The sequence below is a fragment of the Streptomyces sp. NBC_01166 genome, from assembly GCF_045039765.1.
Classification (GTDB): Bacteria; Actinomycetota; Actinomycetes; order Streptomycetales; family Streptomycetaceae; genus Streptomyces.
Map to the genome: position 1 here is coordinate 1952105 of NZ_CP108613.1, position 15542 is coordinate 1967646.

Below are 15542 nucleotides of genomic sequence, written 5' to 3' on the forward strand. Positions count from 1 at the left end.
GACTCCGCGCGGAGATGTCGTAACCGCGTCGGATACGGCAGGTGAGCGGGGCTCATGCCTCTGACCTGAGGGGTGACGGGGCCTGTGGGACGGCCGACTTCCGCGGCCGGACCTACGATGGAAGGGCCCTGTCACGCCTTGCGAAGGGGGCACGCCATGACGCCCCGCACCCCTGCGACGGCCTCCGCTCCGGCCGGTCTCCGCTCCGGTTTCGCCGGCGGGATCCATGTCCCCGGCGACCCGGGCTACGACGAGGCGCGGACCGTCTTCAACAGCATGATCGACCGCAGACCCGCGGTGGTGGCCCAGTGCGCCTCCGAGGCGGATGTCGCGCGGGCTCTCCGCTTCGCACGCGAGGAGGGCCTGGAGGTCGCCGTGCGCGGGGGCGGTCACAGCGTGGCGGGCATGGCCCTGAGCGAGGGCGGTCTGGTGATCGACCTGCGCCGGATGCGCGCGGTGGAGGTCGACCGGGACGCCCACTCGGCCCGCGTCGGCGGCGGAGCCACCATGAGCGACCTGGACCGGGCCACCCAGCCGTACGCCCTGGCGACCACGGGCGGGCGGGTCTCCACCACCGGCGTCGGCGGCTTCACGCTGGGCGGCGGTTCGGGGTGGCTGGAGCGCGCTTTCGGGCTGGCCTGTGACAATCTGCTGGCCGCCGAGGTGGTCACGGCCGACGGCGGCTCCGTACACGCGAGCGCGCAGGAGAACCCGGAACTGTTCTGGGCCCTGCACGGCGGCGGCGGCAATTTCGGTGTGGTCACCTCCCTGACGCTGCGGCTCCACGACCTGCCGGCGATGAGCATGGCGCTGCTCCTCCTCCGCCCCGAGAACGGCCCGGAAGCGGTCCGTACGTTCCGGGACGTGATGGAGTCCGCCCCGGACGCGGCGGGCGGTGCCTGTATCTACATCACCGGGCCGCCCGAGGAGTGGGTGCCCGAGGGCCTGGTGGGCCACCTCGTGTGCGCGGTCCTGGTCACCTGCGCCGGCACGGAGGCGGAGCTGCGCGAGGTCGCGGCGCCCCTGCTGGCGCTGGAGCGCGAGGCCGAGGTGATCGACGCGATCGACTACGCGGACCTGCAGTGCATGCTCGACGACCCGCCCGGCATGCGGAACTACTGGTCGGCGGAGTATCTGGACGGCTTCCCCGACGAGGCCACGGCCGCCTTCTGCGCCGGTGCCGCCACGATGCCCGTCCCCTCCGGTTCGCAGCATGTGCTGTTCCCGATGGGCGGCGCGGTGGCCCGGGGACCCGCCGACTACCCCCTGCCCTGGCGCTCCTCCCCGTGGGCGGTGCATCCGTTCGGCGTCTGGGAGAGCGAGGCGGACGACGAGCAGAGCAAGGAGTGGGTGCGCCGGGTGCGCGGGGCGGTCATGCCGTGGGCGAGCGGCGCGGTCTATCTGAACTTCATCGGGCGTGAGGGCCAGGAGCGGGTCGTCGCGGGCTTCGGGGAGCACGCCTACGAGCGGCTCTCCCGTGTAAAGGCACGCTACGACCCGGACAACGTGTTCCATCTGAACCACAACGTCAGGCCGGCCGTGGCCGCGGTGTGACGCGCCGGGCCGGCGGCCGGTAACTTCCTGACCGGGGGCGTTCCCGCCCCTCGTGGACGGAGCACGAGCGCGCACGCGCACGATACGGAAGCACGAGGCCGGAGCCGGTGGAGACAGAGGGCGGGATCACCGTGCGGCGGGCCCTGGAGCTGCCGGGGCTGCGCGCCGGACTGCCGGAGGTGCTGGCCTGCGCGGACCGGCTGGACCGCACGGTGCGCTGGGTTCACGCCGGGGAGGCGCCGAACATCCCCGCGCTCCTCAAGGGCGGGGAGCTGCTGCTCTCCACGGGTCTCGGCCTCGGTTCACGGCCCGCCGACCAGCGCGCCTACGTCCGCAAGCTGGCCGACCGCGGTATCGCCGCGCTGGTCGTGGAGCTCGGGCCGCGTTTCGAGCGGCTGCCGACGGCGATCGTGGAGGCCGCGAGGACGGCGGGGCTGCCGCTCGTGCAGCTGCACCGCGAGGTGCCGTTCGTGGCGGTGACCGAGGAGATCCACACCGAGATCGTCAACGGCCACTACGCCCTGCTCCAGCGGGCGGAGGAGGTCCACCGGCGGTGCACACAGGCGGTGCTCGGCGGCGGCGGGGTGCCGCAGGTCCTGGGGATCCTGGCGGACTTCGCCGCGAACCCGGTCTTCCTGGAGACTCCGGACGGCCGGTTGCTGTTCGCCGCGGGGGCCGGGCCGGTGGGCGCCGATCCGCTGCAGGTCTGGGAGGGGCTGCGCGGGGACCGGGCGGCCCGTGAGGCGCCACCGGCCGGCGCGCTCCTGGTGGAGGTGCCGGGAGGCGGCCTCGGGGCCGGTTCCGTACGGGCCCGCCTGGTGCTGCTCCCGGTGTCGGGCCCGCTGGTGACGGTGCACCGGATGGCGGCCGAGCGGGCGGCGGGCATCCTGGCGGTCGTGCTGATGCAGGCCCGCCAGGAGGACGAGGTGGCGGCGCGGGGGCGCGGCGACTTCCTCACGGATCTCGCCGAGGGGCGGATCGCTCCCGAGGACGCTCCCGCGCAGGCCGGTGTGCTGGGCTTCCGGCCCGGCGGGGATCCGCTGCTGCCGGTGGTGATGAGGCTCGCGCCCGAGTCGGCCCCGTCGGGCAGCTGGGCGCTGCTGGCCCGGGCCGTGACGGAGGAGCTCGCGGCGGTGGGCTCGCCGCTGCTGGTGGGGGTGCGTCCGGTGGAGGGCAGGGTCCCGCTGCTGCTGGCGCTGCGCCCGGGGACCACCCGTGCGGCGCTCGGCGACCGGGTGGCGGCCGCGCTGCGGGCCGGGGCGGGGCGGGCCGGCCTGGAGCGGGCCGGTGACCGTACGCCGGTCGTCGTGGTGGTCGGGGCCGCGGGCGGCTGGGCGGCGGCGGGCGCGGGGCTGCGGCACGCGGCGGAGGCGGCGACGGCCGCGCAGGGGCTCGGGGAGCGCCCCTGGTACGACGCGCGCAGCCTGGACATCGATCTGCTGCTGTGGCGGCTGCGGGACCATCCGGATCTGGCGTCCTTCGTGGACCGGGCGATCGGGCCGCTGCGCGAACACGACAGGACGTCGCGTCCCGCCCTGCTGCCCACTCTGGAGGCGTACCTCGCCCATGCGGGCCGCAAGGCGGAGGCCGCGCGCGAACTGCATCTGAACCGGCAGACGCTCTACAACCGGCTGGCCCGCATCGGCGAGCTGCTCGGTACGGACCTGGACGACCCTCAGGCGGTGCTCGCCATGAGCCTGGCCCTGCGCGCCCGCCGCCACACCCTCTGACAGGTCAGCCGCGGGCGGCCGCCAGGGGCTGCGCCAACTCGTCGTAGACGGAGAGCACATGGGCGACCGTGTCGTCCTCGGTCGGCCAGCTCGCGGCCTGTGCGCGCCCCGAGTCGGCGAGCCGCTCCCGTCGCCCGGGGTCGCCGAGGAGCCGTACGACGGCTCCGGACAGCGCTTCGGCGTCCCCGGGAGGGACCAGCTCCGCTGCTTCGCCGACGAGTTCGGGCAGTCCGTCGGCCCGGGCCGCGACCAGCGGGACGCCGAGCCGCAGGGCCTCCTGGGCGAGCAGTGGCCCACCCTCCCCGCGGCCGGACAGTACGGCGATGTCGGCGGCGGCGAGGAGTTCACCGATGCCGTCCGAGCCGCCGCTGAGGACGACGGGCAGCCCCTCCGCCGCGATCCGCCGCCGGAGGGCGCCGGCCCTGGGCCCCTCCCCCGCGACGGCAAGCAGCGGCACGGGGTCCAGGGCGCTCCACCCGCGCGCCGCGTCCAGCAGTGTCTCCTGGTCGTGCTGTGCCACCGAGACCAGCAACGGCCTTCCGACCGCTCCCAGTTCGGCGCGCGTCTTGCCGTCGTCGGGGGCATCCGCGAAGCGGCTCGCGGGGATCGCTGCCGGTGCGAGCCTGGCGTCCCTGGCTCCTCGGCGGCGGGCCCGGTCGACCAGCTCCCAAGAGGTGCCCAGGACGACGGCGGCCGCGCGTGCGGCCCTCCGCTCCAGCAGCCGCAGCAGCCTGCCGCGGGTCCCGTCGGCGTGGGTGCGCGTGTGCCAGGTCACGACCAGGGGGATGCCCCGGCCGCTGAGGGCGATCCCGGCGCGTACGGCGGCGTGCAGCCCGTGGGCGTGGACGATGTCCGCCCCGGTGCAGGCGGTGCGGAGGGCGGCGACGGCCGCGGGGTCGCTGCGCCGGGGCACCGCGACGAAGCGGGCGCCCGTCGCGGGGAGGCCGTGGGCACGGCCTGAGCCGGCCGGGGCGCAGACGGTGACCTGCACGCCTCTGGCGACCAGACCTGCGGCGAGCGAGCTGACATGAGCGCTGCTTCCGGCACCGCCGCCCAGGACTTGGACCGTACGCAGCTGTGACACGTTGATTGGCTCCCGGGGATCCCGAGTCGGTGGAAAGTACAGCGCCAAGGATGCCAGTCCGTACGCACGTTCCGGGACTGACGAAACGTTGTTCCCGTCGTCGCGTCGACGGCCGGGCGGCCCGCCCCACCCGTACGAGTGAGGCGGGCGGCACGAGACTGACGCCTGTGGGCCGCTATCCGTCCGCTCGCGCGGTCTCCAGCAGTTCCTCGGCGTGTGCCCGGGCGGTCTCGGAGTCCTCCTGCCCGGCGAGCATCCGGGAGAGTTCCCGCACCCGGTCCTCACCTTCGAGGACCGTGACGCCGCTCCTGGTCACCGATCCGTCCACGGTCTTCTCGACCAGGAGCTGCCGGTCGGCGAAGGCGGCCACCTGCGGCAGGTGGGTGACCACGACGACCTGCGCGGACCTGGCGAGCTTCGCCAGCCGCCGGCCGACCTCGACGGCCGCCTTGCCGCCGACGCCCGCGTCGACCTCGTCGAAGAGGTACGTCGGCACGGGGTCGGAGCCCGCGAAGACCACCTCCACGGCGAGCATCACCCGGGACAGCTCACCGCCGGATGCGCCCTTGGCGATCGGCCGGGGCTGGGCGCCGGGGTGCGGCGCCAGCAGGAGCTCCACCTCGTCGGCGCCGGAGGGCCCGTAGAGCACGCTGCGGCCGCCGATGTCGATGCCGGACTCCTCGTCCGGTGCCTCGGTCTGCCTGATGGCGAAGGAGACCCGGGCGTGCGGCATCGCGAGCGACGCCAGCTCCTCGGTGACGGCCTCGGCGAAGCGTGCCGCCGCCTCGGTCCGCGCGTCGGTCAGCTCCTGGCCGAGGGCGGAGAGCTCGACACGCAGCGCGTCGCGCTCCGCCGTCAGCTCACCGATCCGGTCGTCGTCGCCCTCGAGTTCGGTCAGCCTGGAGGCACCGTCCTCGGCCCAGGCGAGCACGGAGGTGATGTCCTGGCCGTACTTGCGGGTGAGCGCGGTGAGCGCGGCACGCCGTTCCTCCACGGCGGCGAGCCGCAGCGGGTCGGCGTCGAGCTGGTCGGCGTATCCGGCGAGCTCCCCGGCCACGTCGGCGAGCAGGATCGAGATCTCGCCGATCCGGTCGGCGAGCGCGGCCAGCGCGGGGTCGTGGGCCCGTACGGCGTCCAAGGACTGTCCGGCGGCCGCCACCACCGTGGTGGCGTCCACGCCTTCCGGGTCCTCCGGATTCCCCGCGAGCGCCGCGTGGGCGAGGGCGGCCGCGGAGGCGAGTGCCTCGGCGTGGCCGAGCCGCTCGGCTTCCGCGGCGAGTTCGGTGTCCTCGCCGGGCAGCGGCTCCACGGCGGCGACCTCGTCGAGGCCGAAGCGCAGCAGATCCGCCTCCTGGGCGCGTTCCCTGGCCCGGGTGGTCAGCTCGTCGAGCTCGGTGACGACCGCGCGGAGCCGCCGGTAGGCCGCCGCGTACTTGGTGTGCGGGCCCTCGACACCGCCCCCGGCGTACCGGTCGAGCGCCTGGCGCTGCCGTGCGGGCTTGAGCAGGCCCTGCTGGTCGGTCTGGCCGTGCACGGCGACGAGTTCGTCGGCGAGCTCGGCGAGCAGCCCCACGGGCACGGATCTGCCCCCGAGATGGGCCCGGGAGCGCCCTTCCGCCGAAACGGTACGGCTGATGATCAGCGCACCGTCCTCGATCTCGCCCCCGGCCTCCTCGGCGCGCACCGCCGCCGCGTCGCCCCGGGACACCGTGATCCGCCCCTCGACGACCGCGGCCTTGGCGCCGACCCGCACGAGGGCGGGGTCGGCGCGCCCGCCGAGCAGCAGCCCGAGGCTGGTGACGACCATGGTCTTGCCCGCGCCGGTCTCGCCCGTCACCGCGGTGAAACCGGGTGACAGCTCCACCACCGCGTCGTCGATGACTCCGAGCGACCGTATCCGCATCTCCTCCAACACGGACATGACCTTACGAGGTCCGGAGCCCGGTGTGCGACGGGCCCCGGTGAAGGATTCACTCACGCGGGTGTGAGCAGCGGTCCGGGAAATCAGTGCGGAGCGCCCCGCCAGCCCTGTACGGGCAGCGCGAACTTGGCCACCAGACGGTCGGTGAACGATGCCTGGTGCAGCCGCGCGAGCCGTACGGGCACCGCGCCGCGCCGCACCTCCACCCTGGCCCCCGCGGGCAGCTCGACGGTCCGGCGGCCGTCGCACCACAGCACCCCGTGCGGGGTGTGCGGCTGGACCTCTACCGCCAGCACCGAGTCGGGCGAGGTCACCAGCGGCTTCGCGAACAGGGCGTGGGCGCTGATCGGCACCATGAGCAGTGCCTCGACCTCCGGCCAGACGACGGGTCCGCCCGCCGAGAAGGCGTAGGCGGTCGATCCGGTCGGGGTGGCGCAGACGATCCCGTCGCATCCGAAGCCGGTCACCGGACGGCCGTCGATCTCCAGGACCACTTCGAGCATCCGCTCGGGCGAGACCTTCTGGACGGCGGCCTCGTTGAGCGCCCAGTCGGTGTGCACGACGTCGCCGTTGCTGTGCACGATGACGTCGAGCGTCATCCGCTCCTCGACCTGGTACGCCCGGGTGACGACGCGGTCGACGACCTGGTCCAGGTCGTCACGCTCGGCCTCGGCGAGGAAGCCGACCCGTCCGAGGTTGACCCCGAGCATCGGCACACCGGAGGCGCGGGAGATCTCGGCCCCGCGCAGCAGCGTCCCGTCGCCGCCGAGCACGATCAGGAGTTCGCAGCCGTCCACGGCCGCGGGCGTCGCGTCGGTGACCGTGACCACGGACGGGGGAAGCGGCAGGTCCTGTGCCTCCACGGCCAGCACCCGGACGCCGAGGCCGTTGCGGAGCAGCCCCTGGACGACGAGCTCGGCGCTGCGGATCGCGGCCGGGCGGCCGGTGTGCGCCAGCAGGAAGACGATGCGTTCCGCGTTCCCTGGTTGTGCCGCTTGCGTTGTCAACGGGGCCCCTCCGCCACTGCGCGGTCGACGTCCGCGGGATCCAGCTCAGGTGCGCCGGCCCGCAGCCACAGAAAATACTCGACGTTTCCCGACGGGCCGGGCAGCGGGCTCGCCGTGACCCCCAGGACTCCGAGGCCGAGCAGACCGGCCCGTCGTGCCACTTCCCGTACGGCTTCGGCCCGCAGCTCGGGGCTGCGGACCACACCGCCGCTGCCGAGGCGCTCCTTGCCCACCTCGAACTGCGGCTTGACCATCAGCACCAGGTCGGCGTCGGGGGCGGCGCAGCGCGCGAGTGCGGGCAGCACGAGGCCGAGCGGGATGAACGAGAGGTCTCCCACCACCAGGTCCACCGGCTTCCCGTCGATCTGCTCCACCGTCAACTCGCGTACGTTCGTACGGTCCTTGACGGTGACGCGTTCATCGGACTGCAGGGACCAGGCGAGCTGCCCGTAGCCGACGTCCACCGCCACGACGTGTCCGGCGCCGGCCCGGAGCAGCACATCGGTGAAGCCTCCGGTCGAGGCCCCGGCGTCCAGTGCCCGCCGGCCTTCGACCTTCAGGCCCCGGGGCTCGAAGGCGGCGAGGGCGCCCGCGAGTTTGTGCCCGCCGCGCGAGACGTACTCGGGGTCGCTGTCGTCCTTGACGACGACGACGGCGGCGCTGGTCTCGACCTGGGTGGCCGGCTTGGTCGCGGTGTTCCCGCCGACGGTCACCCGCCCCGCTGCGATCAGCTGGCTCGCGTGCTCGCGCGAGCGGGCGAGCTTGCGGCGTACCAGCTCGGCGTCGAGGCGGCGACGTGCCACTCCTGCCACGTTCGGTTCAGCTCCTGTTGTCGTGCGCGGGCGTCGGTGCGGGTGCGGGCCGTGCGTCCAGCGCGGTGAGTTCGTCACGCAGCCCACGGTGTACATCCTCGTACACCTCGGTGTGGCCGTCCGCCGCGAGGTGGTCGGCGTCGGCCAGCCGCTCCAGCCGGGCATCCACACCTGCGTGCCCCGTGGGGGTGCGTGCCACGCCGAGGGGTGCGGGCGGGGCGGGGTCGAAGGAGGGCGCGGGAGGCGCGGCGGGAGGCGCCGCGGCCGCCTCACCCTGCTGCGCCGTGTCCGGCCCCGGCATCCAGTCGCTCATGCGGGAACGCTACCCCGAAGGGCCGGTGTACCGTCGGTGACGATGGCGACCATGGCGGAGTGCCGCAGCGCACTCGACACACTTTCCGACAATCTGGCGGGGGCGGACGGCGACGTCCGCGGCGCCGCCGACCTCGACCGCTCGCTGAGCTGCCACATCAGGGATCTCGACGTGACGTTCACCGGACGGCTGGTGAACGGCCGGATCCGGGTGCTGGACACGTACGACGGCCCGCCCCGGGAGAAGGCCGAGATCCGGCTCGCCATGACCGGGGACGACCTGGTGGCCATGGTCGACGGCGAGCTGAACTTCGCGAAGGCCTGGGCCTCCGGCCGGGTGCGGCTGGAGGCCGGCTTCCGCGATCTGCTGAAGCTCAAGTCGCTGCTGTGACCGGCGGCGGCCTCAGACGGGGGCCGCCGTGCGCTTCCTGCGGGCAGCGGGGACGACGAGCGGCGTTCCCGTCTCCGGGTCGTCGATGACCTGGCACCGCATCCCGAAGACCTCCTCCACGAGCTGCGCGGTGACGACGTCACCGGGCGCGCCCTCGGCGATGACCGCGCCCTCGCGCATCGCGATGAGGTGGGTGGCGTACCGGGCGGCGTGATTGAGGTCGTGCAGCACGGCGACGAGGGTGCGGCCCTGCGTCTCGTGGAGCTCCGCGCACAGGTCGAGCACGTCGATCTGGTGCTGGATGTCGAGATACGTCGTCGGCTCGTCCAGCAGCAGGAGCGGGGTCTGCTGGGCGAGGGCCATGGCGATCCAGACCCGCTGGCGCTGGCCGCCGGAGAGTTCGTCGACGTATCGGTCGGCGAGCTCGCCGACACCGGTCGACTCCATGGACTCCTTCACGATCCGCTCGTCCTCGGGTGACCACTGGCGCAGCAGCCCCTGGTGGGGGTAGCGGCCGCGTGAGACGAGGTCGGCGACGGTGATGCCGTCCGGGGCTATGGAGGACTGGGGAAGCAGGCCGAGCGTCCTGGCGACCTTCTTCGCGGGCATCCGGTGGATGGACTGCCCGTCCAGCAGGACGTCCCCGGCGTTCGGCTTCAGCATCCGGGAGAGGGCGCGCAGCAGGGTCGACTTGCCGCACGCGTTGGGGCCGACGATGACCGTGAAGGAATTGTCGGGGATCGCGACCGAGAGGTTCTCCGCGATGACCCGCTGGTCGTAGCCGAGGGTCACAGAGTCCGCGGTGAGGCGCTGCATGGTCGTACTCCCGGAGTCGGTGGGGTTGGTCTGCGAGGGGTCCGGCCCGCCCGGCTTCATATGCGGCCCGCCCTGCGCTCGGACACGAGGAGCCACAGCAGGTAGCAGCCGCCGAGCACGCCGGTGACGACGCCCACCGGGAGCTGGCGGTCCCCGAAGGCGTTCATGGCGGTCCAGTCGGCTACGAGGAGCAGGGCCGCTCCCGTGGCGGCCGCGGCGGCCAGGTTGGGGCCGGGTGCGCGGGTGAGGCGGCGGGCGACCTGCGGGGCGCTGAGCGAGACGAAGACGATGGGCCCCGCGGCGGCGGTGGCGACGGCGACGAGCAGCACGGCGCAGCCCAGCAGGACGAGCCGGGTGCGTTCCACCCGTACGCCCAGGGAGTGGGCGGCGTCGTCGCCCATCTCGATCATGCGCAGCGCCCGCCCGTGGCCGAGGACCAGGGGGATCAGGACGCAGCAGACCGCGAGGAGCGGCCAGACCTGCGCCCAGTCCCGCCCGTCCAGCGAACCGGTCATCCAGACGACGGCGCGGGTGGCGTCGACGAGGTTGGCCTTGGTGATCAGGTAGTGGATCGCGGCGGTGAGCATCGCGGCGGCTCCGATGCCGACCAGGACGAGCCGGTAGCCGTGCACCCCGCGTTTCCAGGCCAGCAGATAGACGGCGACGCCCGTCAGCAGGCCGCCGCCGACGGCGCCCGCCGCGACCTCGGTGGGTCCGCCGTGGAAGAGCACGATCATGGTGAGGGCCCCGACCGCGGCACCCTGGCCGAAACCGAGGACGTCCGGGCTGCCGAGCGGATTGCGCGAGACGCTCTGGAAGACGGCGCCCCCGACACCGAGCGCGGCGCCGACGAGCAGCCCGACGAGGACCCTCGGCAGCCGCAGTTCCGTGACGATGAACTCCTGCTGGAAGGTGCCGTTGCCGAACAGCGTGGTGACGACCTGACCGGGCGACATGGAGTAGTCGCCGCTGCCGATCAGCACCACGGCGGCGAAGGCCGCCGCCGCGACGAGCAGCGCGATCACGGCGAACGCCCGTGCGTCCACACGGAAGGAGAGCCCGCCGGCCGTCCGTACGGCATGGACGGTCTTCGTGGTGTCCTGTGCGGCCTTCACAGCTGGGCCATCCTCTTACGACGTACGAGATGGATGAAGACGGGCCCGCCCAGCAGCGCGGTGACGATGCCGACCTGGAGCTCGGCGGGGCGGGCGGCGACCCTGCCCACCACGTCGGCGCCGAGCAGCAGCACGGGCGCTAGGACGGCCGCGTAGGGCAGGATCCACCGCATGTCCGGGCCGGTGATGGTGCGGACCAGGTGCGGGATCATCAGCCCGATGAAGACGATCGGCCCGCACGCGGCGGTCGCCGCCCCGCAGAGCAGGGTGACGGCCACCATCGCGAGGACGCGTGTACGGGTCAGATGTGCGCCGAGCGCCCTGGCCGTGTCGTCGCCCATCTCCAGCGCGTTGAGCGGCCGTGCGATGAAGAGGGCGAGCAGCACGCCGAGGGCGATGAACGGCCACACCTTGCTGACGGTCTCCGGGTTCGCGGAGGCCAGCGATCCCACGGTCCAGAAGCGCAGCCGGTCCAGGGCTGCCGAGTCCAGCAGCTGTACGGCGTTGACGTAGCCGAAGAGCGCCGCGGTGACCGCCGTGCCGGCGAGCGCCAGCCGTACGGGGTTCGCGGACCGGCTGCCGCCGAGCACGTACACCGCGACGGAGACGATCGCGGCGCCGCCGAACGCGAACCAGACGTATCCGGTGAGCGAGGTGACGCCGAGGAAGGTGATGGCGGAGACGACTGCCGCCGCCGCACCCGCGTTGACACCCAGCAGACCGGGCTCGGCGAGCGGGTTGCGGGTCAGCGCCTGCATCACGGCGCCGGCCAGCCCCAGGGCGGCCCCGACGATCAGCCCCAGCACGGTGCGCGGGACCCGCACATCCCGTACGAGGACATCGCCGTTGGTGCCCGAGTAGTGGAACAGCCCGTGCCACACCTCGGAGAGGGGCAGGGCCTTGGCACCGATCGCGATACTCGCGAGGCACACCAGCACCAGTACGCCTACGGCGACCAGCAGCCCCACGGCTCGTACCGCGTGGCGCCCGGTGCGCGCGGGCTCGTCCGGCGCTGCCGCGGGACCGGCGTTCGTTTCAGAAGGGCTCTCGACCAACACCGGGTTAGGGTAGCCTACCCTCCGGTTCCGGCCACCACGGGGAACCGGAGGCATCCACTGCCCCGGCCGTCGGCTCCGCTCCGTGGAGCGGGCCGACCAGGACGTCCACCGCTCCGTGGAGCGGACCTGACGGGCCCCTCACCGCTACAGCCCGAGCCTGGCCACGGCCTTCCCCGCGTCCAGCCCGCACGAGCCGTCCCCGGCATGCGTCCACGCCGCTCCGCACAGGGCCCGCAGCCCGTCGATCGCGTCGCCGTCACCTTCCAGCACGAGCGCGTCCCCGCGCACCACGGCCGTCCAGCCGCCGCAGCGGAACCCGCCGTCCTCCTCCGACACCTCGGGCTGCCCGGTGAGCAGGCCCCGCAGGTCCCGGTCCACATAGGTCGGGCGGTACTTGGGTTCGGCCGCGATCAGCTGCGCCGCGTCGGTCACCCCGGTGAGGACGAGCAGCGAGTCCACGCCGCCGTTGAACGCGCCCTCGATGTCCGTGTCCAGCCGGTCCCCGACGACCAGCGGCCGCTTCGCCCCGGTCCGCAGCACGGTCTCGCGGTGCATCGGCGGCAGCGGCTTGCCCGCGACCTGCGGCTCGGCGCCGGTCGCGATCCGTACGACCTCGACCGCCGCGCCGTTGCCCGGGGCGATACCCCGGGCGCCGGGGATCGTCAGGTCCGTGTTGGACGCGAACCACACGGCCCCGCGCGAGATCGCGTACGCCGCCTCGGAGAAGCGGCCCCATGCCAGATCCGGCCCGCCGAACCCCTGCGCCACTGCGACGGGTTCGTCGTCCGCCGACTCCACCGGCACCAGGCCGCGCTCGCGCAGCGCGACCCGCAGCCCCTCGCCGCCGACCACGAGCACCTTCGCCCCGGACGGCAGCTGATCGGCCATCAGCCGGGCCACCGCCTGCGCCGACGTGATCACATCGGCGGCATCGGCCGGCACCCCGAGCTCCGTCAGGTGCTCCGCCACGGCGTCCGGCGTCCGCAGCGCGTTGTTCGTCACGTACGCGAGATGCATGCCGCCCGCGCGCGCACTGCCCAGCGACTCCACGGCGTGGACGATCGCATGCCCGCCCGCGTACACCACCCCGTCGAGATCGAGCAGGGCCGTGTCGTACGCCTCACTCAGCGCCACACCGCTTCCGAGCGGCCGGGACCTGTACTGCTGACTCATATGCGTACGCTCCTCTTTCCATGCTTCTCCCCCGATCATCGCGCATCGCGGGAGCGCACATACGATGCCCGAATGAACACATCCGGGCCCGCTGCCGGCGAGGGACTGCGGCTGGTCCCCTTCCGTGGACTGCGCTACGTCCCCGAACGGGTCGGCAGCCTCGCGGCGGTGACCTCACCTCCGTACGACGTCGTCGTCCGGCCCGACGGACTGCACCACCTGGAGTCCGCGGACCCGCACAACATCGTCCGGCTGATCCTCCCGCAGGCCGGCACGGCCGCCGCACGCCACCGGCAGGCCGCCGACACCCTGAAGCGCTGGCTGGCGGAGGGCGTCCTCGCCCCGGACCCGGTGCCCGTGCTCTACGTCTACGAACAGCGGGCCGGCGACATCCTCCAGCGCGGAGTGATCGGGGCCCTGGCCCTCTCCCCCGCGTCGGAGGGTGTGGTGCTGCCGCACGAGGACGTCATGGCCGATGTCGTGGAGGACCGCGCCGATCTGATGCGCGCCACGGCCGCCCACCTCGAACCCCTGCTCCTCAGCTACGCGGGAGACGGCGGGCCGAGCGGCACGACGGCCGTCATCGAGCGGGTGGTGGAGCGTCTGCCGCTCCTCACCACGACGACCGAGGACGGTTTCGGTCACCGTCTCTGGGCCGTCTCCGACCCTGCGGAGCAGGCGGAGATCGAGTCGGATCTCTCCCACCGCCAGGCACTGATCGCCGACGGCCACCACCGCTGGGCCACCTACCTGCGGCTCCAGCGGGAACAGTCCGCCCCCGGCCCCTGGGACTTCGGTCTCGTCCTGCTCGTCGACACCGCCCGCTATCCGCTGCGGGTTCGCGCCATCCACCGGCTGCTGCACCGCCTTCCGGTCGCCGAGGCCATCGAGGCCCTGGGCAGCTTCCGGGTCAGGGAGATCGAGGGACCGCTCTCCCGGGCCCTCGACGCACTCACCGAGGCCGCCGCGGAGGGCAACGCCTTTCTGCTCGCGGGCGACGGCAGTTTCCACCTCGTCGACCGGCCGGACGGAGATCTCCTCACCCGCACGGTTCGTGCCGACCAGCCGGCGGCCTGGCGCGCACTGGATGCGACCGTGCTGCACTCCACGCTCCTGGACCACGTCTGGAGGATTCCCGACGCCCCGGAGCACATCGCGTACATCCACGACACCGCGGCGGCCGTCGAGCAGGCAGAGCGGCACAATGCCACGGCAGTGCTGATGCACCCGGTCCGCGAGGACGTCGTCCGGGACCTGGCCAGACAGGGCGTCACCATGCCCCGTAAGTCGACCTCGTTCGGCCCCAAGCCGGCCACGGGACTCGTCCTGCGCACTCTCGACACGGACTGAGGAACGGGCAGCAAACAGAAGAGGGCGGCACCCCTGACGGGTGCCGCCCTCTTCTGTCAGCCCTTCAGCGCTTACGCCTTCGCAGAGCCTTCCGCGTCGTCGTCCTCGACTTCTTCGATTTCCTCGTCGTCGTCGTCGTAGTACTCCTCCACGCCGTCGTCCTCGTCGTCCTGGTCCTCGGCGCCCGGCGCCTCGGCCTCGACCACGGCCGGGTGCTCGTCGTCCTCACCCATGGCGTCGACGAACTCCACACCGTCGAGCGCGGCGAGCCGGTCCGACGCATCGGTCGCGCCGTCCTTGTCCGCCTCGAGGGCCTTGCCGAACCACTCACGTGCCTCGTCCTCGCGCCCTGCTTCCAGGAGCGCGTCCGCATACGCGTACCGCAGGCGCGGGGTCCACGAGTGGACGGCGCTGGAGGCGAGCTCGGGGCCCTGCAGCGTGACGATTGCCGCGTCGATCTGGCCCATGTCCCTGCGGGCTCCGGCGGCGACCAAGCGCATCTCGACCTGGCCGGCCTTGTCCAGCTTATGGACCTCGGGCCCACCGGCCATGTCCATCGCCCGCTCGGGCCTGCCGAGTCCACGCTCGCAGTCGGCCATGACGGGCCACAGGTCCACGGAGCCGGTCATGCGACGGGATGCCCTGAACTCGGCCAGCGCCTCCGCATACCTCTGCGTCGCGTACGCGGCGAAGCCGGCAGCCTCACGCACCGCTGCGACGCGCGAGGCCAGACGCAGTGCGATACGCGAGTATGCGTAGGCCTGCTCCGGGTCCTCGTCGAGGAGGCGGGCCACCATCACGAGGTTCCGTGCAACGTCCTCGGCCAGGGTCTTCGGCAGACTGTACAGCTCCTGCCGGACATCCTTGTCGATCTCGTGGCCGGTGACGTCGTCCGGGATGGGAAGCCGCTTGATCGGCTCACGGTCGCGGTCGTCGCGGCCCTGGTAGCCACCGCGGTCGTTGTCGCGGTCGCGGGGCGCACGACGATCCCTGTCACGGCTCCTGTCGTCACGACCACCACGGTCGTCGCGGCGGAAGCCGCCGCCGGCGCCTCGGCTGTCGTCGCGACGGGGGCCGCTGCTGGGACGGTCGTCACGGCGCTCGAAACCACCGCTGGGACGGCCACCACGGTCATCACGGCGCTCGAAACCACCGCTGGGACGGCCACCGCGGTCATCACGCTGACCACCGCGGTACCCACCACGCTCGTCATCACGAC

Annotated in this window: 14 protein-coding genes; 4 read left to right on the forward strand and 10 right to left on the reverse strand. The window is 73.3% G+C overall.

The genetic code is table 11. From position 1 onward, the window contains the following. Positions 1-156: 156 nt before the first annotated feature. A complete protein-coding gene (locus OG379_RS09005) occupies positions 157-1554 on the forward strand; it encodes an FAD-binding oxidoreductase (protein WP_405661025.1) in 1398 nt (465 codons plus the stop codon). A gap of 107 nt (positions 1555-1661) precedes the next feature. Next, positions 1662-3284, forward strand: a complete 1623-nt coding sequence (locus OG379_RS09010) for a PucR family transcriptional regulator (RefSeq protein WP_405661028.1) — start codon at positions 1662-1664, stop codon at positions 3282-3284. Positions 3285-3288: 4 nt separating this feature from the next. Here the strand turns inward: OG379_RS09010 and OG379_RS09015 are convergent, their stop codons facing one another. The 5 genes from OG379_RS09015 to OG379_RS09035 all read right to left on the reverse strand — a co-directional run bounded on the left by OG379_RS09015 (position 3289) and on the right by OG379_RS09035 (position 8421). Then, positions 3289-4368, reverse strand: coding sequence for a glycosyltransferase family 4 protein (locus OG379_RS09015; protein WP_405661031.1), 1080 nt, complete (start codon positions 4366-4368; stop codon positions 3289-3291). Positions 4369-4543: 175 nt separating this feature from the next. Further along, positions 4544-6289, reverse strand: a complete 1746-nt coding sequence (gene recN / locus OG379_RS09020) for a DNA repair protein RecN (protein ID WP_405661033.1) — start codon at positions 6287-6289, stop codon at positions 4544-4546. An 83-nt stretch (positions 6290-6372) separates the two neighbouring features. Continuing rightward, on the reverse strand, positions 6373-7296 hold the full coding sequence (locus OG379_RS09025) for an NAD kinase (protein WP_393757857.1): 924 nt from the start codon (positions 7294-7296) through the stop codon (positions 6373-6375). Then, on the reverse strand, positions 7293-8108 hold the full coding sequence (locus OG379_RS09030; RefSeq protein WP_362941686.1) for a TlyA family RNA methyltransferase: 816 nt from the start codon (positions 8106-8108) through the stop codon (positions 7293-7295). The genes OG379_RS09025 and OG379_RS09030 overlap by 4 nt, the downstream gene beginning before the upstream one ends. Positions 8109-8115: 7 nt before the next feature. Beyond that, the gene (locus OG379_RS09035) at positions 8116-8421 is read right to left on the reverse strand and encodes a hypothetical protein (RefSeq protein WP_405661036.1); all 306 of its coding nucleotides are present in this window, start codon (positions 8419-8421) and stop codon (positions 8116-8118) included. A 42-nt stretch (positions 8422-8463) separates the two neighbouring features. Here OG379_RS09035 and OG379_RS09040 point away from each other — a divergent pair, with 42 nt between their 5' ends. Beyond that, positions 8464-8811 (forward strand): SCP2 sterol-binding domain-containing protein, encoded by a 348-nt coding sequence (locus OG379_RS09040; protein WP_405661038.1) that lies wholly within the window; start codon positions 8464-8466, stop codon positions 8809-8811. 12 nt (positions 8812-8823) lie between these two features. On the opposite strand, the gene OG379_RS09045 is transcribed toward OG379_RS09040, so the two are convergent. From OG379_RS09045 to OG379_RS09060, 4 genes are all read right to left on the reverse strand, one after another. After that, the gene (locus tag OG379_RS09045; protein ID WP_405661039.1) at positions 8824-9627 is read right to left on the reverse strand and encodes an ABC transporter ATP-binding protein; all 804 of its coding nucleotides are present in this window, start codon (positions 9625-9627) and stop codon (positions 8824-8826) included. A gap of 56 nt (positions 9628-9683) precedes the next feature. Further along, complete coding sequence (locus OG379_RS09050) at positions 9684-10742, reverse strand: FecCD family ABC transporter permease (protein ID WP_405661041.1); 1059 nt, start codon at positions 10740-10742, stop codon at positions 9684-9686. After that, positions 10739-11800: a FecCD family ABC transporter permease gene (locus OG379_RS09055; RefSeq protein ID WP_393757846.1), complete on the reverse strand. Its 1062-nt coding sequence runs from the start codon at positions 11798-11800 to the stop codon at positions 10739-10741. Before OG379_RS09055 ends, OG379_RS09050 begins: the two co-directional genes overlap by 4 nt. Before the next feature lie 144 nt (positions 11801-11944). After that, positions 11945-12973: an HAD hydrolase-like protein gene (locus OG379_RS09060; protein ID WP_405661043.1), complete on the reverse strand. Its 1029-nt coding sequence runs from the start codon at positions 12971-12973 to the stop codon at positions 11945-11947. A 72-nt stretch (positions 12974-13045) separates the two neighbouring features. On the opposite strand from OG379_RS09060, the gene OG379_RS09065 reads away from it, so the two are divergent. Continuing rightward, on the forward strand, positions 13046-14323 hold the full coding sequence (locus OG379_RS09065; RefSeq protein WP_405661045.1) for a DUF1015 family protein: 1278 nt from the start codon (positions 13046-13048) through the stop codon (positions 14321-14323). A 71-nt stretch (positions 14324-14394) separates the two neighbouring features. Here OG379_RS09065 and OG379_RS09070 read toward each other — a convergent pair whose 3' ends face one another. Next, positions 14395-15120, reverse strand: coding sequence for a hypothetical protein (locus OG379_RS09070; protein WP_393758382.1), 726 nt, complete (start codon positions 15118-15120; stop codon positions 14395-14397). Between the last annotated feature and the right edge of the window lie 422 nt (positions 15121-15542).